The following is a 22,954-nucleotide window of genomic DNA, read 5'->3' as shown; positions in this document are numbered from 1 at the left end:
CGGTCTCCTGTCCGGTAAATGCACGTGAGGGTCTGATCAAGGCACACGGCGAACTCCCCCGAATACGTCTTTGATGGCGAGGCTAGCCCGGTGCGGGCCGGACGACATACCCCTAGCGGCCCCTAAGGGCCCCTATCGGGTTTGGTGGTCCGGCAGGCGTTCTTTCACGTTCCGGCGAGGATTTCGTCGGCCCGTGCGGTAAGGGCCCGCCGGTCGGTCTTGCGGTTGGAATTCAGCGGCAGTTCCGCGATGTGGTGGTAATGCCGTGGTACGACGCCGTCCGGCAGGGTGGCGCGGAGCAGCGTGGCGAAGCGGGCCGGCGGTACGGGTGCGGCGGCGGTGTAGAAGACGACGAGTTCCGTGCCCGCTCCGGTGGTCGCGCCGACGGTGACTGCCTCGTCGACGCCTTCGCACGCCTGGAGCGCGTGGTCGACCTCGGCCAGTTCGACGCGCCAGCCCTGGACCTGGACCTGGGCGTCCATCCGGCCGAGGTAGACCAGGTCGCCGCCGGGTGCCAGCCGGACCCGGTCCCCGGTGCGGTACCAGCGGCGTCCGTCGTGGTCGAGGAATCTGCCGTGGTCGTCGGAGGGGTCGAGGTAACGGCCGGCCATCTGGGGCCCGGTGATGCACAGTTCGCCGGTGTCGGGATGAGGCCGGCCGTCCGTGTCGAGGAGGACGTGGTCGAGGCCCTTGTGGAGGGGGCCGATCGGGACGACGCCGTTGGCGCCGACGACCGGGGAGACCTCCGGTGACCACCGGTGGGCGGTGACGGTCACGGTCAGTTCGGTGGGTCCGTAGAGGTTCTCCACGAAGGACGCGGGGGCCGCGCGCTGCCAGTCGTCGGTGTCCGCGCACTTGAGTGCCTCGCCCGCGAACAGGCTCCAGCGCAGGGTGGGCAGGGAGCCGGGGCGCAGGCCGCCCAGACGGCGGACGAGCGCGATGCTGCTGGGGGTGGAGAACCAGACGGTGATGCCCTGTTCGGTGAGGTGGGCCGGCAGGTCCCGGTAGGCCTGCGGCGGGATGTGGGCGATGCTCGCGCCCGCGCCCCAGGCACAGAACATGTCGAACAGGGAGCAGTCGAAGTTGAGGTCGAAGGTCTGGGTGAAGACGTCCTCGGCGGTGAAGTCGTAACGGGTGTCGAGCACTTGGAAGTAGTGGGCGAAGTTCCCGTGGCTGAGCGGCACGCCCTTGGGCCGCCCGGTGGAGCCGGAGGTGAACAGCACATAGGCCGTGTCGTCGGGGGCCACGGGCCTGGGCGCCGACAGGGCGTGGCGCTCGTCCACCACCACGGGGCGGCCCGGCGTGTGCTCCTGTGCCGGGTTGTCGTCGGCGGCCAGGACGACGGTGTCCGGCCGGTCGGCGAGCAGTTCGGGGAGCAGACGCCGGCCTTGGGCGTCCGCGATGACGGCGGTGACCTCGGCGGCCCGCATCATCTCGGCGGTGCGGGCGACGGGGAAGTCGGGCCGCAGCGGCACCACGGCCGCGCCCGCGCACAGGGCGGTCAGGATGCCCTGGTAGACGGGGATCCCCTTGGCTGCCAGCACTCCGATCGCCGTGGGCGCTCCGGCCGTGGTGTGCAGCAGGGATCCGGCCTGGCGCAGGGCGGTGCGGTGGGCCTCGGCGTAGGTCACCGCCTGCCCGCCGGACCGCACGGCGGGCCGTTCGGGTGCGCGGGCGAGTCCGCGCAGGAAGCGTGCATACAGTGCGTGGTCGGCGGCGTCCATGGTTCCTCCGTGGGGCCGGGCGGCGGTCGTGCCTACGGGCCGGGGTCTTCGCTCCGGGACCGGGCGGGGCGTCCTGGGGGCTCGGCCGTGGCGGATGGTCAGGGGCGCGGTTCGGCCAGGGCCGACAGCGTCTTCCACAGCACGCCGGGGGTTTCGAAGGTCTCCTTGGTCAGGGCCTCGTCCTGGAAGTGGACGCCGTAGGTGTTCTCCAGTTCGGCGAGGAGTTCGACGGTGCCGAGGGAGTCCAGGCCGACGTCGCGCAGGCTGACGTCGTGCTCCAGCGGCTGGTCGGCGGAGAGGAACGGCAGATAGCGGCGGAGCAGGCTCTCGAAACGGTCGTCCCACATGGGAGCTCCTTTCGGCCCCGGTCGACGGGGCACGCGGTCTTGGGGTGCCTACGCGGCGGTAGTGCTGCGCGGGCGGGGCTGGAGGGCGAGGCGCGGTGTCGCGGCGACGACCTCGAAGGCACGGGTCGTGGTCCCGACGCGTCCGAAGAGGCTGTCGGGTCCCGCGACGCAGACGCGGGTGACGCCCTGGCCCTGGAGGGAGGCGATGACGTCGGGCCAGCGCAGGGGGCGTACGAAGCTCTCCAGGAGCATCGTGCGCACCTCTTCGCCGGTGGTCAGCAGCGCCCCGTCCTGGTCGGCGACGACGGGGAGTGCCGGGTCGTGGAAGGTGAGGCCGCCGACGACCTCCTCCTCCGCCTTGCGGCGCAGGCCGCCGAAGGCGGCGGCGTGCATGGGCGGCCGCATGGCGTAGAGCGGCATGGCGCCGGCCGACCGTAGGCGGCCCTCCAGCCAGGCGCTGTTGCGCTCGTGGAGGGTGAGCATGAAGAAGTCGTGGTCGATGTGGCAGGAGATCTCGTGCCATTCGCCGCGCTCGTCGAGTTCGGCGAGGATCTCGTCGAGCCGCTCCCGGGGCGCGCGGACGAACGAGTGGGTCACGACACCGGTGTGCTCGGTGCGGAAGTACTCGTCCATGCAGCGGGCGAGCCCGGCCGTCATGCGCACCGCGTCGGCGAAGGCGAGCGCGCCGCTGTAGGCGGCGACGGACTTCTCGCCGAAGCTGGCCCCGGTGCAGATCCGGGGGCTGACGCCGAGGCTCTGCTCGGCCCAGCGGGCGAGGGCCACGCAGTTCACCAGGAAGGCGATCTGGGCGTACTCGGAGTAGTCGCCCTCGGTTTCGCGGAAGCGGTCCACGAGCGAGTAGCCGAGTGTGTCGTCCGCCTCCGCAAGCAGTTCGCGGACCTGTCGGTTGGTCACCAGGAACCTGCCCACCTCGGCGAACGACGCGGGCCCCATCCCGGGGAAGACCATGGCCGTCGCGCCGCCGTCCGCGCCCGGTTCATGCTGTGTCGTGTCCATGGTGGTCTCACACCAGACTTTCGAGATAGGAGAGCATGACCTGCTGGAACCGCTCTGGCTCCTCCAGGTGCGGTACGTGGCTGGAGTTCTCCAGCACCTCCTGCCGCACGTCCGGCACGAGGTCGAGGAACGGCTGCACGGTGGCCTGGGTCGCCTCGTCGTGCCGGCCGGTCAGGACGAGCGTGGGCACGGCGATGTCGGGCAGGCAGAACTCCACGGACCAGTCGCGCAGTGTCCCGATCACGTGGAACTCGTTGGGGCCGTTCATCGTGAAGTAGACGGTGGGGTCGTTGTAGATCTCCATGAAGGTGGCGCCGAAGTCCCGCGGCCATGGCACGATCCGGCAGACGTGCCGGTCGTAGAAGGCGCGCATGGCGTGGAAGTACGGCTCGCTGTCGGTGGTGCCCGCCTCTTCGTGCTCGACCAGCACCTTCTGGACGTCGGCCGGGAGCAGTTCGCGCAGGCGCTTCATCTCCTGGAGCCAGATCTTCATGGAGGCGGGCGCGTTGGCGACGACCAGACCGCGCAGTCCGGCGGGTCGGCGGGCGGCGTGCACCGAGCCGAGCATGCCGCCCCAGGACTGGCCGTAGAGGATGTAGTCGTCGGCGATGCCGAGCTTGTCGAGGAGGTTGTCCAACTCGTCCTCGAACAGCTTGACGGTCCAGAAGTCCGCGCCGCGGTCGGGCAGATGGGTGGAGCCGCCGTTGCCGATCTGGTCGTAGTGGACGACGGGCCAGCCGGCGTCGGTGAGGGACGTCATGGCCAGCAGGTAGTCGTGCGTGCTGCCGGGACCGCCGTGGAGCAGCACCACCGGTGGTTTGCCTGAATGCAGGTCACCCGTCACGCGATACCAGGTCCGGTACTGACCGAATGGCACGGTCCCCTTGGCACTCGGGGGTTTGGACATTCACACCACCTCACAGTTCGACTCGTCGGTCACGCTAGATGAGCGGCACAGCGGAGCAGACCCCTATCCGGCCCCTAGGCACCCCTAGGCCCGGACAGCGGGGCCGGGCCTGCGGATTCGGGAAATGCGAGGGCGTCGTACGTCCGCTGTACGTAGGAAAGTGCGGTGAGAAGTTCGGAGGAGGAAACCGCGCGAACGGCGCCCGTTTTCACGGTGTTTCCCAGCGGCAGCATTCCGGTGTCCGCCCACTGCAGGCGACCGGTGTCGTCTATGTAACTCCGGCTGCGCCCCATGTTGTCGGGATGGAGGCAATAGGGAATGTCGAGGTATCCCCGCTTGAAGGCACGGAACAGGGCGCTGCCGACGTCCGGCCCGCAGTTCATGACCGCCTCGACGAGGGCACGGGCCTCCGCGTGCGTGACGGAGTCGGCGAAGTGGTCCTCGGGGTCGGTGGGCAGCGCGCCGGCCGCGAGTAGTTCGGCGGCCGGGCGGGGCGCCACCCGGGCGACGGCGGCCGCGTGTTCGAGGGCGGCCACGTTGTCGGCGACGGTGGGGATGTGGTGCGCCTCGGCCGCCGTCTTGACGATCAGCCGCTCGGCCCCGGTGGCGACGGCCAGTTCGGCGGCACGCCCGAGCAGCGCGTGGGCGCCCTCCGGAGTGGTCGGGTACACGCCCATGTACGCGTAGATGACGATGTGGCAGTCGGCGTCGGGCAGCAGCTCGGTGTGCAGGCGGCGCAGGGCACGTACCGCTTCCCGGTCCTGTTCGGGGTGGGTCTGCTGGGCGTAGCTGAGGGAGATGCTGCGGATGCCGTGCTGCCGGAAGAAGAGCGCCTCGAGCACGCTGATCGCGACGAGCTGGCTGGGCGGGCACAGCTGCCCGAGCATGCAGCCGCCGAAGGTCTCGAGGTGTGGTTCGCGTCCCAGTTCCCGCAGCCCGGCGAACTGGTCGCAGCAGCGGGCCCAGTTGCTCACCGACTGGTCGAGCGGGATGCGCCCGTACGGCAGGCAGTAGGAGACCGGCCCGCCCTCGGTGGCGTCCAGGCCCACCCGGGTCAGCGCGCCGAAGATGTGCAGGGGCGTCGCCGATCCGTGGCGTACCTGGACGGGGAAGTCGTCACCGACGATCCCGGCCAGGACCTGACGCGTCGTCGACTCCTCGTGGGTGACGATGGGATAGCCGTTGAGGGCGATGCCGGACTGCAGCGCCTTCGCGGCGGCGTCGAGGTCGCCTACGCGCGTATAACTGTCCAGGGTGAGCGTGCCTACCGTGGTGGCGTCCGCCGCCCGGGTGGCGGCCAGTCCCGCGCGCATCGCGTCGGGGGCGCCCATGCCCATACGGGGCTGCACGACCAGTTCGCCCCGCTCGTGGGCGGAACGTACGAAGGCGCCGAATCCCGTCAAGACGCGACCCGTTGAGGAAGCGCCTTTATGTAGTGCGCGAAGGAGGACACCGCCTCCGCGTCGTCGGGGAACACCGCGTCGAAGCCTGCCCAGGCCAGTTCCGCCGCCTGCTGCGACTGGCCCGATCCGGCGACGCCGAGCTTGCCGCCGATGACGACGGGGATGCCGTCGAGTTCCTCGCAGGCGCGCAGTTCGCGGATGACGCGCATCCCGTCCTGATAGCCGTGGCCGTTGACGGTACTGATGACGACGAGCCCGGGGCGCCGGTCGCGGCACTCCGCGACGAGCAGGTCGTCGGGCACGCACGGCCCGAGGTTGACGACCTCGTGGCCCAGCTCCTCGATCAGAAGCTGCAGGAAGACCAGGTTCCAGGTGTGCGAGTCGGACGCGACGCTGCTGATCAGCACGGGCCGTGCGCCACCGCTCGGGAGGTGCGGCAGGGGGTCCCGCGGCCGGTGGGTGGGAGCGGCGGTGGACATCTGGCGGACGTGTGAGGGATACATGTGGGGCGTGCTCCGTGTGAAGGGGGACGGGAGGGTGGGGGGCACTGCGGTGGGCGTCGTGGCCGGTCCGCGGCGGTGCGGGACGGCTCGCGGCGGGGGCGGGCAAGGGTGCGGGTGATCGCGGTTCGGGGGCGGTCGGGACCGGCCGCCGGCGGGCGGCCCCGGAGACGGCCGCTGCCCACTGCCGGGCGGGGCGACCGGTGCCGTCGTGAGTCAGTCGAGCCAGGCCGCGGGTGCCGGGCGGCCGTTGCCGATCGGCGGGAACAACTCGTCGAGCCGGTCGAGGACTTCATCGGGAAGCCGCAGGTCCAGGGTGTCCAGCGCACCGGCCAGGTGGGCGGTGGTGCGCGGGCCGATGACCGCCGCCGTGAGCCCGGGGCGGGACAGCAGCCAGGCCAGCGCGACCTGGGCCGGGTCGAGGACGATCTCCGCGCACAGCTTCTCGTAGTGCGAGATGGCGTCGCGCCGGGTCTCCAGGGCGAGGGCGGCGCGGCCCTGCGCGGTCTTCACCGCCGTCCCGTCGTCCAGTTTGCGCAGGGCGCCCCCGAGCAGTCCGCCGTGCAGCGGCGACCAGGCGAGGACTCCGATGCCGTGGGCCTGGGCGGCGGGCACGACCTCGGTCTCCACGAAACGGGTCGCGAGGTTGTAGACGCACTGCTCGGAGACGATGCCGAGGAAGTTGCGGCGGGCCGCCGCGGCCTGGGCGTCGGCGAGGTGCCAGCCGGCGAAGTTGGACGATCCGACGTAGCGGATCTTGCCCTGGTGCACGAGGGTCTCCATGGCCTGCCACACCTCCTCCCAGGAGGTCGACGGGTCGACGTTGTGCATCTGGTAGACGTCGATCCAGTCGGTACGCAGCCGCCGCAGCGAGTCCTCGCAGGAGGCGATGATGTGACGCGCCGACAGCCCCCGGTCGTTGGGCAGGTCGCTCATCGGGTTGCAGACCTTGGTGCCGAGGACCACGCGCTCGCGCCGCCCGCCGCCCTGCGCGAACCACTCGCCGATGATCTCCTCGGTCAGCCCCTTGTGGACCTGCCAGCCGTACTGGTTGGCGGTGTCGAAGAAGTTGATGCCCTGCTCCAGAGCCTCGTCCATGAGGGCGAACGCCTCGTCGCGCGTGGTGCGGACGCCGAGGTTGAGCGTGCCCAGGCACAGCGGGCTCACGTTCAGTGCCGTACGTCCGAGCTTCCGGTAGAGCATCGTCACCCTTTCAGGGACCAGGGAGAGGGAGGAGGGAGGTGGTGCGGCGGGGAGGCGCCACGGCGGAGATCACGGCGGGTCAGAGGTCCCGCGGTGCGCCGGAGAGACTGTGCAGACAGGCGATGAGGCTGCGGGCCTGGACGTTGACGTAGTGGCTGTGCCGGAGCAGGCCGACCATCTGGTGGAGCGCCATCCAGCGGAAGTCCGGGGCCAGTTCGGGGGTGACCTCGATGTCGGACTCGACCACGAGATAGCGGTTCTGGGCGTGGTAGAAGCGGCCGCCCTCCTCGGACAGGATCGTCTCGAAGAGCACCTGCTCGGGGCGGGCGGACAGCACGTGGTTCAGGAAGGCCGGCCGGGCCGCCGGGGGCAGGCCCTCGTAGTTAGTCGGGGTGCACATGACGGTGGGCGAGAGCTCCACGACGTCCAGATAGCCGGGCTCGACGCGGGCATGCGCCAGGACGTGCAGGACACCCTCGATCCGCTTGACGAGGAAGGCCACGATGCCGACTCCGGCGGGCGCGATCATCGGCTGGGTCCACTCGCGCACCTCCCGGTCGCCGTCGGTCTCGATGTGCACGCCCATGACGTCGAAGAACCGGCCGGTGTCGTGGGAGATCGCGTACTGGCCGCGCTTCCAGTTCCCCACCTCGCGCAGCGGGACGAGCCGGGTGCGCACCTCGTGCCGGGTCCGCGCGTCGGTGATCCAGCTGAGGATGTCGCCGGTGCTGTGCAGACTGCCCTGGTCCTCGCTGCACGACCGCAGGATGGGCAGCCGCAGTTCGCTGCCCGGTCCGGGCAGTTGCTCCGCGAGCTGGGACCCGGAGAACGGCAGACAGGACAGCACGGTCCGGGTGTCCATGTTGATCAGGTCGTCGATCGCGAGCAGCCGGTGCAGCTGACCGATGGTGAGCCACATGAACGCCTCGTGCGGCGCGGTGTCCTCGTCGGTCTCCACGACCATGTTCCGGTTGCGCTTCTGGAAGAACCACGAGCCCTGCTCGGACTGCAGCGCGTCCGTCATCACGCTGTGCTGCGAGGTGTCCTGGAAGTACGACAGATACGGCACGGCGTTGCCCTGGTGCACCCGCGTGTAGTTGCTCCGGGTGGCCTGGACCGTCGGGGAGAGCTGAAGGCCGTTGCGGTTGCCCGGCTCCATCTTGGCCTGCATCAGACAGTGCAGGACTCCGTTGAATTCCTTGACCAGAATTCCGAGAATTCCGATCTCCGGCTGGTTGATGATGGGCTGCGACCACGCGGGGATCGGCGCCCCCGGCAGTTCGACGGAAAGCCCCTGCACACTGAAGAACTTCCCGCTGTGGTGCCTGATGTCCTGGGTGTCGGGGTCGGTGCTCCAGCCGGCCAGCTCATCGAGGGGCATCTTGTGGACACGGGCCACTTTTCTGCCGCGCTCGGCGAACCAGGCGTGGAATTCGGCAAGGCTGTGGAGCGCACCCTTGTCGACGATACTCACCGATTTGGCGATACGGACCGCGAGCGGCACGCCGCCGGAGCGGGTGGGCAGGGGCGTCGACAATGTCTCGGCCACGGAGGTCTCCTTATGGGCGGCGGCCATGCGGAACTCATCGAGGGTTCATCGATCTCGTCGGAACTCGTCGGGCGGTCCGTGGAACTCGTCGGGGATTTCCACGGAGCTCGCCGGAGAAGACTTCGATCGAGTTCGACTGGATCTTCGCGCTCACTGGTGCTGCCTTGGCGCTGTGTCACTCTCACCGGCAGGCTGCATCCGACGCTAGCTCCGGCGAGGCGGCCAGACCAGCAGGACTGGGGCCCCTTAGGGGGGTGGTTAGGGGCTTGCGGGGTCGGCCGTCGCCGCGGGTGAACGGCCGCAGGGGTTGAGGCTAGGGGCCGGTTGAAGGAACGATGAACAGGTGAATGATTCCCCTGTGTTCCGCGAGCCCCTGCACGTCGGTCGCCCCAATATGGGCAGTCGCGCGCGCCTGACGGAGAGACTGGACGGAGCGCTCGACCGGCTCTATCTCACCAATGGCCCACTGGTCCGTGAATTCGAGGAGAGACTCGCCGAGATCGCAGGAGTCGATCACTGTGTCGCCGTGTGCAATGCCACGGTCGGTCTTCAGGTGGCGGCCAGGGCCGCGGGAATCCGGGGCGGCGACGAGATCATCGTGCCCGCTTTCACCTGGGTGGCGACGGCGGCGGCGCTGGACTGGACAGGAATTGTTCCTGTTTTCTGTGATGCCGACGAAAAGACGGGAAACCTCGACCCGTCCGAGGTCGAGGCGCTGATCGGTCCACGCACCCGCGGAATCATGGGAGTCCATGTCTTCGGTTATCCGTGTGCGATGGACGAACTCACCGATATCGCCGACCGGCACGGTCTGCCGCTGCTGTTCGACGCGGCCCACGCGATCGGCTGCACCTACAAGGGCCGGCCCGTCGGTAGTTTCGGTGCGGCTGAGGTGTTCAGCTTCCACGCCACGAAGTTCGTCAACAGCTTCGAGGGCGGCGCCATCGTCACCCGGGACGCCGAGTTCGCCGAACGCTGCCGCGAGTTGCGCAACTTCGGCATCACCGCGGGCGGTGAGATCAGGTCCGGCGGCACGAACGCCAAGATGAACGAGGCGGCGGCCGCGATGGGGCTGACCTCCCTGGAGGTCATGGACGAGCTGATGGACATCAACACCCTCAACCACCGCCGCTACGAGAAGGGGCTCGAAGGGCTGGCGGGCGTATGGGTGCGGGGCCAGGCCGAGGGCGAGCGTGCCAACCACCAGTATCTGGTGATCGAGATCGACGCCGCGGCCGCCGGCATCCACCGCGACGAGGTGCACACGGCGCTCGGCGCCCAGAACGTACTGTCCCGCCGCTACTTCCACCCCAGCTGCCATCAGGTGGAGCCCTATCGGAGTGATCCCGCCCGGCACGCCCCGCGGCCCCTGCCGCGCGCGGAGGCACTGGCCGAGCGGGTACTCGCCCTCCCGACGGGCAGCGCCGTCGGGCCGTCGGAGATCGACAAGGTCTGCGACATCGTCCGGCGCTGTGTCAGCGCCCGAACCCCGGCCAGGTGACCCATGTACGAAGAGGACTTCGCCCACGTCTACGACGACATCTACCGACGGCACAAGAACTACGCCGGTGAGGCCGACCGCATCCGCGAACTGGCCCTCGAATACCGTCCGGAGGCATCCAGCCTGCTGGACGTCGGCTGCGGCACGGGCGAGCATCTGGCCCATCTGCGGAGGCACTTCGACGTGGCCGGCGTGGATCTCGCCTCGTCCATGATCCGCATCGCCTCCGCCAAGCTTCCCGGAGTGCCCCTGCTCCAGGACGACATGCGCACCTTCGGCCTCGACCGGACCTTCGACGTGGTCTGTTCGATGTACAGCTCGGTGGGCTATCTGGCGTCGGCGGACGATCTGTTCACCGCCGTCAAGAACATGGCGCACCATCTGCGTCCGGGCGGTGTGCTGATCGTCGAACCCTGGATCCTGCGGGAGGACTGGAACGGCGGCGACCTCGTGGAGGCCGGCTTCGAGAACGAGGGCGGCAAGGTCGTCCGGATGGGGCGCTGGACCACCAGGGACGGACGCAGCCACGTCGAGATGCACTATCTCGTCGCCACGGGATCCGATCCGGTACGGCACTTCGTGGACGAGCAGGAGCTGTCGCTGTTCTCCCGCGAGGAGTACGAGTCGGCGTTCCGGTCGGCGGGGTGTGCGGTGGAGTACCGGCCCGACGGCTACGCGGACCGCGGGATCTTCGTCGGGGTGCGGCAGGCCTAGCGGACCGCCTGTGGCGGGTGTACGACGCCGGTGCCGTCCCGTCCGGGGCGGTGCGGCGGGAGGACGGCTCCGGGCCGGTCTCCCGCCGCACCGCCCCGGACGCGTGTGAGGGACCGACGGAAACGGCGAGGTGCGGTGAGGTGGTACGGCCCGCTCTGTGGCGATCGGACGCGCGGCTGAGGGCCGCCCCCGGGGCGGGGGGCGGCCCTCAGCCGCTCAGGCCCGTGGCTGCGCTCAGTCGCGCGGGCGGCCGGGCCCAGGCGTCACAGCCGGTCCGTGAGCCATTCCTCCACAGCCGCGGCCGTCAGGTCCGCCCGGCTCTCGACGATCCCGAAGTGGTCACCGGGCACTTCGAGGACGGTGTCCGCCGTGTCCCAGGAGGCACGCCAGTCGTCCGGGCCCGCGCCCCCGTCCGCGTCACCCGCGGTCAGTGACTTCTCGGGCCGGACGAACAGCACCGGCGCCGCGATGTCCACCGGCTTGACCTCTCCGACGAGCCGGGCATAGCGGCCCATGGCCGACAGCCGCGCACTGTTGAAGCGGCCGAAGACCTCTTCGCGTGCGAACAGCCCCTCCACCATGCTGATCCAGAAGTCGCCGTCGAGGTCCGCCCCGCCGTCGGCGCGGTAGCTGTCGAGGAGCACCACGGCGGCCGGCGGGCGGCCGGCGGACTCCAGCCAGGACGCGACGCCGTGGGCGAAGATGCCGCCTGCCGAGTAGCCGAGCAGGACGAACGGGTCGTCGCCCGCCGCCTCCTGGACACTGCGGCCGAAGACCTCCACGACGGCGTCCGCTGTCTCCGGGAGCCCTTCCTGTGCCGCGAACCCGGGCATGGGCAGCGCGGACACCTCCCGTACTCCGCGGAAGTGCGACGCCAGCCGGGCGTACTGGTGCACCCCGCCCATCGCCATCGGCGAGGCGAAGCAGAACAGCCGCGGCAGGCGTGGTCCTTGGGCCAGCCGTACCGGCACGGGCAGGTCGTCGCCGAATTCCGCGGCGCTGCGGAAGCCGGGGCGTAGTTCGGCCACGGCACGCAGCAGCCCGACGCCCTTCGTCACCTGTCCGGCCCTCACCGCACTCCGGAACAACGCACTGAGGGTGTCCGCCGTGTCGTCCTCCGCCGGCCGTCGGACCGCCCCACCGTCATCGGCGTCGGCCGTGGTGGCCGCGGTGTCCGTCGCGGCGAGCGCGCCGGCGAGTTCGTCGGCCAGATGCCGGGCGAGGTCCGCGGGCGTGGCGTGGTCGAACACCGCGGTGGCCGCGAGCCGCAGACCGGTGGCCTCGTGCAGTTGGTTGCGCAGTTCCATCGCGGTGAGCGAGTCGAAGCCGGACTCCAGGAAGCCGAGACCGGGGTCGACGTCCTGCGGACCTCGGTGTCCCAGCACCACGGCCGTGCTGGACCGCACCAGCTGGACGAGGTGCTCGTACCGCTCCTCCGGCCGCGCCGCGCCGAGCCGCCGCCGGAGTTCGGCGGGGCCCTCGTGCCGGGCCGCCGTGGCCGCTCCCTTGCGGCGCGCGGCCACCAGGGACCTCAGGATGTGCGGTACGTCGTCCTGGGGCCGCAGATCCAGCAGGACCGGCAGCACGGCGGAATGCGTACCGGCGCAGGCGTCGTCGAAGAGGGCCAGTCCCTGTTCGGTGGTGAACGTGCCGACACCGCCGCGTGCGATACGTGCGCGGTCGCTGCCGCTCAGGCGGCCGCCCATACCGCGGGTCGTGTCGCCGCTGCCAGTACCCTCCGTGTTCTCCGCGGCGCCGCCGCCCGTGTTCCGCGCTGTACCACTGCCCGTCGCCTCGGTCGTGGTGCCGTCCGCCTCCCACAGGCCCCAGCCGAGGGACAGGCCGGGCAGCCCCTGGCTCCGGCGCCGGGCGGCCATCGCGTCGAGGTAGGCGTTGGCCGCCGCGTAGTTGGCCTGCCCGGGGCTGCCGAGCGTGCCGGCCGCGGAGGAGAACAGTACGAAGGCGGAGAGGTCCGCGTCCCTCGTCAGCTCGTCGAGGTGCCGGGCCGCGTCCGCCTTCGGCCGCAGTACGGCGTCGAGCCGTTCCGGTGTGAGTGCGTCGATCAGCCCGTCGTCGAGCACGCCAGCGGCGTGGACGACCGCGCCGAGGGGACGGTCCGCCGGGATCGCCGCGAGGAGAGCCGCCAGGTCGTCCCTGTCGGCCACGTCGCAGGCGGCCACCTCCGCCCGGGCGCCGAGGGAGGCGAGTTCGGTCACCAGCTCGGCGGTGTGCGGGGCACGAGTCCCCTGGCGTCCCACCAGCAGCAGCTGCCGTACGCCGTACTCGCGGACCAGGTGCCGGGCGAGACGGGAACCCAGCGCACCGGTACCGCCGGTGACGAGAACGGTCCTCTCCGGGTGGAAGACGGCGGCGGCCGACTGCCGTTCGGCGTCAGGACCGGCATCGGGACCGGCTTCGGAACCGGCTCCGGGATCGGCTCCGGGATCGGCATCGAATCCAGCCGTGGGACTTGGCTCGGGGCTTGTGTCGAGCACCCGCACGAGACGCGCGGCGTGGACGATGCCCTCCCGCAGGGCGATCTGCGGCTCCTCACTCGCCAGGGCTCCGGGGAGGACCTGGGCGGATGCCGCGGAACCGTCCGAGTCCAGGAGGACGAAGCGGCCCGGGTGCTCCGACTGAGCAGACCGTACGAGTCCCCAGGCGGCGGCCGCGTCCACGTCGATCGCGTCATCGACGGAGACGGCGGTCGCACCGCGTGTCATCAGCACGAGGGTGGCTTCGGCGCAGCGCTCGTCACCCAGCCAGGTCTGCACGGCGTGCAGCGCTTGGTGAGCGGCGGAGCGAGGGGTGGCGCTGCCGCTATCAACAGCGCCGGCGATGGCGGCATCGGTGAGTGACAGGAGCACGACGTCCGGAGTGTCGGTTCCGGACTCGGTGTCGTCTCCGGATGCGGCCAGCGCCGCGGTGAGCGCGTCGAGGTCGTCGTACCGGGCGAGGGGAAGCGATCCCCCCGTAGGAAGGCCGACGGACGACAGCGCTGTCGGGCCGTACGGGTCCGGCCCGACCAGGGCCCACTCCCCCGTGCTCTGCTGAACGGCGGGCTGATGAGCCACCCAGTCCAGGCGGAACATCGATGCGGGACGGTCCGTGCGCGCCTGCGCGAGCTGTTCGGCGGTGATCCCGCGGAGCACCAGCTCACGTACGGTCGCAACGGGCGCGCCCACCGCGTCGGCGATCCGCAGACGGTACGTGTCGCCGCCTGTACGGGCCAGGGAGAGCCGCAGTTTGGTGGCTCCCGACCGGTACAGCGTGACTCCCGCCCAGGCGAACGGCAGTCGGGCCACGGTCCCGTCCTCGTCGCGGCCCTCGTGCGCGGTCGCGAGACCGACGGCGTGCAGGGCCGCGTCGAGGAGCGCCGGGTGCAGACCGAAGCGGCCGGCGTCCTTCGCCGTGTCCTCGGGCAGCTCCACCTCGGCATCGACCCCGTCCTCGGTACGCCAGGCGGCCTTGAGCCCCTGGAAGACCGGTCCGTAGACCAACCCGCCCGGCTGCGCGGCGAGTTCGGAGTAGAAGTCCCCGATCTCGACCGGGTCGGCGGTGGGGGGCCATGCCGTGAGTTCGAACTCGGGCGGCAGCGCGTCGGCCGCCAGTGCACCGGTGGCGTGTCGGGTCCAGGGCGTCTCGTCGGTGTCCTCGAGCCGCGAGTACACGGCGACCAGACGCTCCCCCGCCCCGTTCGCCGCCTCCACCACAACCTGCACCTGAACACCACCACGCTCAGGCACCACCAACGGCGCCTCCAGCGTCAACTCCTCCAACCGCCCGCAACCCACCTCATCACCAGCACGCACCGCCAACTCGACGAACGCCGTGCCCGGCAACACCACCACACCGGCGACAGTGTGATCGGCCAGCCACGGATGCGACCTCAGGGACAGCCGCCCGGTCAGCACCGACCCGTCGCCCCCGGCCAGCCCGACCACCGCACCCACCAACGGATGGTCGGCGGCCGACTGCCCAAGCCCCGCCGCATCAGTCACCTTCTGGCCGCCCTCAAGCCAGAACCGACGCCGCTGGAAGGCGTACGTGGGCAGCTCCACCCGGCGTCCACCCGCCGTCAACGGCTCCCAACCCACCGCAACGCCACGGACATTGAGCCGCGCCAGACCCGTCAGGAACTCCCGCACCTCGTCCCGGTCCCGACGCATCACCGGCACGCACACCACATCCGAGTCCTCCGGCAGCGACTCACGAGCCATCCCGCTCAGCACACCATCGGGACCCAGCTCCATGAACGACGACACACCCGCAGCAACCAAAGCCTCGACGCCGGCACCGAAGCGCACCGCCTCCCGGACATGCCTAACCCAGTACTCCGGCCTGCAGAGTTCCCGCGCCGACGCGATACCACCGGTCACGTTCGACACCACCCCGACAACCGGAGCATGGAACGTCAACCCCTCCACCACCGCAGCAAAACCATCAAGCATCGGCTCCATCAACGGCGAATGGAAAGCATGACTGACATCCAGTCGCTTGGTCTTCACCCCACGCTCCCGCAACACCTCCACCACCGGCAGCACCGCGGTTTCCGTGCCCGAAACGACCACCGCACGCGGCCCATTCACCGCCGCGACACCCGCCCCCTCAACACCCTCCAGCAGCTCGCGCACGTCCGCCTCGGTGGCCTGGACCGCCACCATCACCCCACCCGCAGGCAACCCATCCATCAACCGCCCACGAGCCGCCACCAACACCGCCGCATCCTCCAGGGACAACACCCCAGCCACATGCGCAGCCGCGATCTCCCCCACCGAATGCCCCGCCACAAAATCCGGCCGCACACCGAACGACTCCACCAACCGGAACAACGCCACCTCAACCGCAAACAACGCCGCCTGCGCATACACCGTCCGCGTCAACAAAGCCGCAGCAGCACTCTCCGGCTCCGCGAACAACACCTCCCGCAACGGACATCCCAGACCCTCCAGCCCGACATCCAACAAGTCACACGTCCGCCCCAACGACTCCGCAAACACCGGAAACGAAGCCGCCAACTCCCGCCCCATCCCCACCCGCTGAGCACCCTGACCCGTAAACAAGAAGGCCAACTTGCCCGACGCAGAGGCAGTTCCCTGCACCAGGCCGGCTGTGAGACGGCCTTCGGCGAGTGCTTCGAGTGCGGCGAGAAGGTCCTGGCGTTCGGAGGCGACGACGGCAGCCCGGTGGTTGAACAGGGTGCGGGTGGTCAGGAGAGCCCGTGCGATGTCGCGGGGAGCGGGATCGTCGGCCTGGCCGACGTGGGCGAGGAGGCGTCGGGCCTGGTCCCGTACGGCGTCCTCGGTGCGCCCCGACACGATCCACGGCACGGGGACGTCCATCGTCCGGACCGTCTCCGGCGACTCGGGCGTGCCCGCCGCGCCGACGGGCGATTCGTCCTGCGGTGCCTGCTCCACGATGACGTGGGCGTTCGTCCCGCTCACACCGAAGGAGGAGACACCGGCCCGGCGCGGCCGACCGGTCTGCGGCCACTCCCGCGCCTCGCTCAGCAGCTCGACCGCCCCGGCGGACCAGTCCACGTGCGGCGAAGGCGCACTGACATGCAGAGTCTTGGGCAGGACGCCCGCCCTCATCGCCATCACCATCTTGATCACACCGGCCACACCCGCGGCCGCCTGCGTGTGACCGAAGTTGGACTTCGAGGACCCGAGCCACAGCGGCTGGTCCTCCTCCCGCCCCTGTCCGTAGGTCGCGAGCACCGCCTGCGCCTCGATCGGGTCACCCAGCGTCGTACCCGTACCGTGCGCCTCGACGGCGTCGACCTCCGAGGCGGAGAGTCCGGCGCTGGCCAGCGCCTGACGGATCACCCGCTGCTGCGAGGGACCGTTCGGAGCCGTCAGACCATTACTCGCACCGTCCTGGTTCAACGCCGAACCACGCACCACGGCCAGCACCTGGTGACCGTTGCGCCGCGCGTCCGACAACCGCTCAAGGACGAGGACACCCACACCCTCGGACCAGCCCGTGCCGTCCGCGTCGGCGGAGAACGCCTTGCAGCGCCCGTCCACGGCCAGACCGCGCTGACGACTGAAGTCGATGAAGGTGTCCGGACCGGCCATGACGGTCACGCCACCGGCGATGGCCATCGAGCACTCGCCCTGGCGCAGCGCGTGGGCGGCGGAGTGGAGGGCGACGAGGGAGGAGGAGCAGGCGGTGTCGATCGTGACGGCCGGGCCCTCCAGACCGAGCGTGTAGGCGACACGGCCGGAGACGACACTGCCGGAGATGCCGGTGCCCAGGTAGCCCTCGGCGCCTTCGGGGATGTCGACGATGCGGGTGCCGTAGTCGTGGTACATGACGCCGGCGAAGACGCCGGTCTGGCTGCCCTTGAGGTCGGCGGGGACGATGCCCGCCTGCTCGAACGCCTCCCAGGCCGTCTCCAGCAGCAGCCGCTGCTGCGGATCCATGACGATGGCCTCGCGGGGCGAGATCCCGAAGAACTCCGCGTCGAAGTCACCCGCGTCGTGGAGGAATCCGCCCTCGCGGGTGTAGCTCGTGCCCGTGTGGCCGGGATCCGGGTGGTAGATCGCGTCCAGGTCCCATCCACGGTCGGTCGGGAACTCCGAGATCGCGTCCCGGCCCTCGGCGACCAGCCGCCACAAGTCCTCCGGGGAACGGACTCCACCGGGGTAGCGGCAGCCCATGCCGACGATGACGATCGGGTCGTCGTCCAAGCGGTCGGGTGCGAACACCGGCCGCGTGGGTTCCGTTTCGACGGCTCGGCCCGAGACCTCGGCGAGGAGGAAGTCCGCCAGGGCGTCGGTGGACGGATAGTCGAAGACGAGCGTCGCCGGCAACCGCACCCCCGCCTCCGCACTTAGGCTGTTGCGCAGTTCCACGGCCGTCAGCGAATCGAAGCCCAGATCCTGGAACGCGCGCCCCGGGTCGACCAGTTCCGCCGACGCGTACCCCAGCACCTGCGCCACCTGCGCCCGCACCACACCGAGCATCAGCGCCCGACGCTCGTCCCCCGCCAGTCCCACCAACCGATCGGCAAGGCCGCCGCCGGATCCGGTCGTCCGCCCCTCCGCCGTACGGCGTCGAGGTGTGCGGACCAAGTCGCGGAAGACCGGGGGCAGTTCGTCGGTGTGCGCGCCCAGAGCCGCGATGTCCAGGTGGACGGGAGCGAGAGCCGCCTTGTCCGTCGCCAACGCGGCGTCGAACAGCGCCAGTCCGTTCTCCACCGACAGAGGAAGCACTCCACCGCGGGCCATACGGTTGCGGTCCGTGTCGCCGAGAGACTCCGTCATCCCCCCGCGCCCGGTCTCTTCCCAGAGTCCCCAGGCCAGCGAGGCAGCGGGCAGTCCCAACCCCCGCCGATACTCCGCCAACCCATCCAGATACGCATTCGCCGCCGCGTAATTCGCCTGCCCCGCACCACCCACCGTCCCCGACAACGACGAGAACATCACGAACGCCGAGAGATCCAACTCCCGCGTCAGCTCATGCAGATACCAGGCCGCATCCGCCTTCGGACCCAGCACACCATCCAACCGCTCCGCCGTCAGCGACCCCAGCACACCGTCATCCACCACACCCGCCGCATGCACCACCGCCGACAACTCCGCACCCAGACCGTCCACCACAGCAGCCAACCCAGCACGATCACTCACATCACACGCCACCACATCCACCCGAGCACCCAAACCAGCCAACTCGGCAACCAGCTCAACCGCACCCGGCGCACCCTCACCCCGCCGCGACAACAACACCAGACGCTCCACACCATGCGACACCACCAAATGCCGCGCCACCACCGCACCCAGACCACCCGTACCACCCGTCACCAACACCACACCACCGCCCCACGACGGCACCCCACCACCCGCACTCACCCGCGCCAGACGAGGAACGAAGACCTCCCCCTCACGGAAAGCAACCTGCTCCTCCCCCGACGCCAAAGCAGCCCGCACACCCGCCTCAACATCCCCCTCCACACCCACATCCACCAACACAAACCGACCCGGATGCTCCGCCTGCGCCGACCGCACCAACCCCCACACCGCAGCCGACACCACATCCACCACACCACCCACACCCACAGACACCGCCCCCCGCGTCACCACCACACGAGAACCAGCACCCCCCACACCCGACACACACCCCTGCAACCAGGCCAGCACACGCTCCAGCTCCGCGCCCGCCAAACCCAACCGCTCACCCTCCAGCACCAGCACACCCGGCGCCTCACCACTCACACCAGTTCCCTCACCACCCACGCTGGCCGCAGCACCGGCACCGGCACCGGTCACAGCACCGGCAAGCGGCGGCCACACCACCTCGAACAACCCACCACCCGCCACCACCGGCACCCCACCAGCAGCCCCCACCCGACCCGACGAAATCGCCCGCAACACCAACGACTCCACCACCGCCACCGGCACACCCACACCATCAGCAACCCACAACGACACCCGATCCCGCGCCACATGCCGCACACACACCCGCAACACCGACGCACCCACCGCAAACAACGACACCCCCGACCACGAGAACGGGAGTCGGGCCACGGTGCCGTCCTGTTCCTCGTCCTCGTATGAGGGCGAGAAGCCGAGGGCGTGCAGGGCGGCGTCGAGAAGTGCGGGATGCAGGCCGAAACGGGCCGCATCCCCTGCCGCTTTCGCGGGCAGTTCGATCTCCGCGTAGACCTCGTCGCCCTTGCGCCATGCGGCGGTCAAACCCTGGAACAGAGGGCCGTAGACCAGGCCAGAGTCCGGTCGCTCGTACATGCCCTCGACGTCGAGTGCCTCCGCTCCGGCGGGCGGCCACTGCGCCAGCTCGAAGCCGGCGGACGCTTCCGAAGGACTCAGCAGACCACTGGCATGCCGCGTCCACGGCACACCCTCGTCCGCATCCTCCACCCGCGAGTACACGGCGACCGGCCGTTCCCCGGTCCCGTTCGCCGCCTCGACAACGACCTGCACCTGTACACCGCCACGCTCGGGCACCACGAGCGGGACTTCCTGGGTCAGTTCCTCGATACGTCCGCAGCCGACCTCGTCGCCCGCCCGCACCAGCAACTCGACGAAGCCGGTCCCCGGGAACACCACCACGCCGGCGACGGTGTGATCGGCCAGCCACGGATGCGACTTCAAGGACAACCGCCCCGTCAGGACGACGCCCTCACCGCCCGCCAGCCCGACCACCGCACCCACGAGCGGGTGATCCGCAGCCGACTGACCAAGCCCGGCCGCATCGGTCACCGACCAGCCACCCTCCAGCCAGTAGCGCTCACGCTGGAAGGCATACGTGGGCAACTCCACCCGACGCCCACCCGCCGTCAACGGCTCCCAACCCACCGCAACGCCACGGACATTGAGCCGCGCCAGACCCGTCAGGAACTCCCGCACCTCGTCCCGGTCCCGACGCATCACCGGCACGCACACCACGTCCGAGTCCTCGGGCAGCGACTCACGAGCCATCGCACTGAGCACACCGTCCGGGCCCAACTCCATGAACGACGACACACCCGCAGCAACCAAAGCCTCGACGCCGGCACCGAAGCGCACCGCCTCGCGGACATGCCGAACCCAGTACTCCGGCGCGCAGAGTTCCCGCGCCGACGCGATACCACCGGTCACGTTCGACACCACCCCGACAACCGGAGCGTTGAACGTCAACCCCTCCACCACCGCAGCAAAACCATCAAGCATCGGCTCCATCAACGGCGAATGGAAAGCATGACTGACCTGGAGCCGCTTGGTCTTCACCCCACGCTCCTGCAACACCTCCACCACCGGGGCGATCGCGGCCTCGCTGCCCGAAACGACCACCGCACGCGGCCCGTTCACCGCAGCAACACCCGCGTCCTGCACCCCCTCCAGCAGTTCACGCACCTCTGCCTCGGCGGCCTGCACCGCCACCATCACCCCACCCGCAGGCAACCCATCCATCAACCGCCCACGAGCCGCCACCAACACCGCCGCATCCTCCAGGGACAACACCCCAGCCACATGCGCAGCCGCGATCTCCCCCACCGAATGCCCCGCCACAAAATCCGGCCGCACACCGAACGACTCCACCAACCGGAACAACGCCACCTCAACCGCAAACAACGCCGCCTGCGCATACACCGTCCGCGTCAACAAAGCCGCAGCAGCACTCTCCGGCTCCGCGAACAACACCTCCCGCAACGGACATCCCAGACCCTCCAGGCCGACGTCCAGCAGGTCACACGTCCGCCCCAACGACTCCGCAAACACCGGAAACGCAGAAGCCAACTCCCGCCCCATCCCCACCCGCTGAGCACCCTGACCCGTAAACAGAAACGCCAGCCGACCCTCCACCACACGACCCGACACCACCCCAGGCACCTCAGCGCCAGCCGCCAACACCTCCAGCAACCGCAACAACTCCTCACGCGAAGCCCCCAGCACCACACCCCGATGCTCCAACCCCGCCCGCGACACACCCAACGAGAAGGCCACATCCACGGGAGTGGATCCCGATGACATCTGCTGATCCAGCAACCGTGTCGCCTGTGCGCGCAGCGCCACCGCCGACCTGGCCGACACCACCCACGGCACCGGGAGCCCCGCCACGCCCGACCCAACACGAGGCTCCGCAACAGCCTCCGCCGCAGACTCCTCCACCGGCGCCTGCTCCACGATCACATGCGCATTCGTACCGCTCACACCGAACGACGACACACCCGCCCGCCGCGGACGACCCACCTCCGGCCACCCCCGCGCCTCCGTCAACAACTCCACCGCACCCGCAGACCAGTCCACATGACTCGACGGCTCCGCGACGTGCAGGGTCTTCGGGAGCACCCCGTTCCTGATTGCCATGATCATCTTGATGATGCCGCTGACGCCGGCAGCCGCCTGGGTGTGCCCGATGTTCGACTTGATCGAGCCCAGCCAGAGCGGACGGTTCTCCTCGCGGTCCTGGCCGTAGGTGGCGAGCAGCGCCTGCGCCTCGATCGGGTCACCCAGCGTCGTACCCGTACCATGCGCCTCGACCGCATCCACCTCGGCCGCCGTCAGACCCGCATTCGCCAACGCCTGACGAATCACCCGCTGCTGCGACGGACCATTCGGAGCCGTCAGACCATTACTCGCACCATCCTGGTTCAACGCCGAACCACGAATGACGGCCAACACCTCGTGACCGTTACGCCGCGCGTCCGACAACCGCTCAAGCAGGAGCAGGCCCGCACCCTCGCCCCAGCCGGTGCCGTCGGTGTCGTCGGAGAAGGCCTTGCACCGACCGTCCGACGCCAGGCCGCTCTGCCGGCTGAACGCGATGAACGGCCCTGGCGTCGACATGATCGTCACCCCGCCCGCGAAGGCCATCGCGCACTCCTTCTGCCGGAGTGCCTGACAGGCGAGATGCAGGGCCACGAGCGAGGAGGAGCACGCGGTGTCAACGGACACCGACGGCCCTTCCAGGCCGAGTACGTACGAGACGCGGCCGGAGACGACGGCGGCCACGCTGCCGGTGGACAGGTACGCCTCCGAGTCCTGCGGCGAACGGTCCATGAGGTCGGCGTAGTCCTGGCCGTTGGTCCCCGCGAAGACGCCGACGGACGCGCCGCGCAGGCTGTGCGGATCGATGCCGGCCCGCTCGCTGGTCTCCCAGGCCAGCTCCAGCAGGAGCCGCTGCTGCGGGTCCATGGCGAGGGCCTCGCGCGGCGAGATCCCGAAGAAGTCGGCGTCGAACTCGGCCGCGTCGTGGACGAACCCGCCGCGTGCCACGTAGGTGCTCCCGACGGCGTCCGTGTCGCCGCCGAGGAGCGTGTCGAAGTCCCAGCCCCGGTCGTCCGGGAACTCGGTGACCGCGTCACCGCCTTCGGCGACGAGCCGCCACAGGTCCTCGGGTGTCCGCACGTCACCGGGATAACGGCAGCCCATGGCGACGACCGCAATCGGCTCATGCTCCTCCGACTCGGCCTCGCGCAGCCGCTGCCGGGTCGCGTGCAGATCGGCCGTGACCCGCTTGAGGTAGTCCAGGAGCTTCTGGTCGTTCGACATCTGGTGCCACACCAATCTCGGTACGAGGAACGTCCGGAGGTCAGGGATGCGAGGACACGGGGAGCCTCGGGCGCCCCGAGGCGGCCAGGAACA

At 70.0% G+C, this 22,954-nt stretch carries 11 protein-coding genes; 2 read left to right on the top strand and 9 right to left on the bottom strand.

What is annotated here, in order from left to right; genetic code table 11:
* Positions 1 to 164: 164 nt before the first annotated feature.
* The 8 genes from OG718_RS44810 to OG718_RS44775 all read right to left on the bottom strand — a co-directional run bounded on the left by OG718_RS44810 (position 165) and on the right by OG718_RS44775 (position 8,650).
* Entirely contained in the window at positions 165 to 1,724 is a 1,560-nt protein-coding gene (locus OG718_RS44810; RefSeq protein WP_328846852.1) for an AMP-binding protein, read from the bottom strand.
* Between the two features lie 98 nt (positions 1,725 to 1,822).
* Entirely contained in the window at positions 1,823 to 2,071 is a 249-nt protein-coding gene (locus tag OG718_RS44805; protein ID WP_200399878.1) for a phosphopantetheine-binding protein, read from the bottom strand.
* A 48-nt stretch (positions 2,072 to 2,119) separates the two neighbouring features.
* Positions 2,120 to 3,088 (bottom strand): ACP S-malonyltransferase, encoded by a 969-nt coding sequence (locus tag OG718_RS44800; protein WP_328846851.1) that lies wholly within the window; start codon positions 3,086 to 3,088, stop codon positions 2,120 to 2,122.
* Positions 3,089 to 3,095: 7 nt separating this feature from the next.
* Positions 3,096 to 3,995 carry a proline iminopeptidase-family hydrolase gene (locus tag OG718_RS44795; RefSeq protein ID WP_328846850.1) on the bottom strand — a complete coding sequence of 300 codons (900 nt, stop codon included), beginning with the start codon at positions 3,993 to 3,995 and terminating at the stop codon, positions 3,096 to 3,098.
* Between the two features lie 74 nt (positions 3,996 to 4,069).
* Entirely contained in the window at positions 4,070 to 5,398 is a 1,329-nt protein-coding gene (locus tag OG718_RS44790) for a methylaspartate mutase (RefSeq protein WP_328846849.1), read from the bottom strand.
* Positions 5,395 to 5,901, bottom strand: a complete 507-nt coding sequence (locus OG718_RS44785) for a cobalamin B12-binding domain-containing protein (protein WP_443055261.1) — start codon at positions 5,899 to 5,901, stop codon at positions 5,395 to 5,397. Before OG718_RS44785 ends, OG718_RS44790 begins: the two co-directional genes overlap by 4 nt.
* 213 nt (positions 5,902 to 6,114) lie before the next feature.
* Entirely contained in the window at positions 6,115 to 7,101 is a 987-nt protein-coding gene (locus OG718_RS44780) for an aldo/keto reductase (protein ID WP_328846848.1), read from the bottom strand.
* 79 nt (positions 7,102 to 7,180) lie between these two features.
* The gene (locus OG718_RS44775) at positions 7,181 to 8,650 is read right to left on the bottom strand and encodes an NDP-hexose 2,3-dehydratase family protein (protein WP_328846847.1); all 1,470 of its coding nucleotides are present in this window, start codon (positions 8,648 to 8,650) and stop codon (positions 7,181 to 7,183) included.
* Positions 8,651 to 8,993: 343 nt separating this feature from the next.
* Between OG718_RS44775 and OG718_RS44770 the strand changes: the two genes are divergently transcribed.
* Both OG718_RS44770 and OG718_RS44765 read left to right on the top strand, forming a co-directional pair.
* A complete protein-coding gene (locus OG718_RS44770; RefSeq protein ID WP_328846846.1) occupies positions 8,994 to 10,151 on the top strand; it encodes an aminotransferase class I/II-fold pyridoxal phosphate-dependent enzyme in 1,158 nt (385 codons plus the stop codon).
* Between the two features lie 3 nt (positions 10,152 to 10,154).
* Positions 10,155 to 10,865, top strand: a complete 711-nt coding sequence (locus OG718_RS44765; RefSeq protein WP_328846845.1) for a class I SAM-dependent methyltransferase — start codon at positions 10,155 to 10,157, stop codon at positions 10,863 to 10,865.
* Positions 10,866 to 11,128: 263 nt separating this feature from the next.
* Here OG718_RS44765 and OG718_RS44760 read toward each other — a convergent pair whose 3' ends face one another.
* Positions 11,129 to 22,861, bottom strand: coding sequence for a type I polyketide synthase (locus tag OG718_RS44760; protein WP_328846844.1), 11,733 nt, complete (start codon positions 22,859 to 22,861; stop codon positions 11,129 to 11,131).
* Between the last annotated feature and the right edge of the window lie 93 nt (positions 22,862 to 22,954).

Origin of the sequence: Streptomyces sp. NBC_00258, from assembly GCF_036182465.1 — a bacterium.
In the GTDB taxonomy this organism is placed as follows: domain Bacteria; phylum Actinomycetota; class Actinomycetes; order Streptomycetales; family Streptomycetaceae; genus Streptomyces.
Note: the sequence above shows the minus strand (reverse complement) of the source record. Positions and strands in the feature narration are given on the sequence as shown.

Coding starts and splice junctions, on each gene's coding strand:
- OG718_RS44800 (WP_328846851.1), bottom strand. CDS start 3,088: ATGGACACGACACAGCATGAACCGGGCGCGGACGGCGGCGCGACGGCC.
- OG718_RS44785 (WP_443055261.1), bottom strand. CDS start 5,901: ATGTATCCCTCACACGTCCGCCAGATGTCCACCGCCGCTCCCACCCAC.
- OG718_RS44795 (WP_328846850.1), bottom strand. CDS start 3,995: ATGTCCAAACCCCCGAGTGCCAAGGGGACCGTGCCATTCGGTCAGTAC.
- OG718_RS44760 (WP_328846844.1), bottom strand. CDS start 22,861: ATGTCGAACGACCAGAAGCTCCTGGACTACCTCAAGCGGGTCACGGCC.
- OG718_RS44765 (WP_328846845.1), top strand. CDS start 10,155: ATGTACGAAGAGGACTTCGCCCACGTCTACGACGACATCTACCGACGG.
- OG718_RS44780 (WP_328846848.1), bottom strand. CDS start 7,101: ATGCTCTACCGGAAGCTCGGACGTACGGCACTGAACGTGAGCCCGCTG.
- OG718_RS44805 (WP_200399878.1), bottom strand. CDS start 2,071: ATGTGGGACGACCGTTTCGAGAGCCTGCTCCGCCGCTATCTGCCGTTC.
- OG718_RS44810 (WP_328846852.1), bottom strand. CDS start 1,724: ATGGACGCCGCCGACCACGCACTGTATGCACGCTTCCTGCGCGGACTC.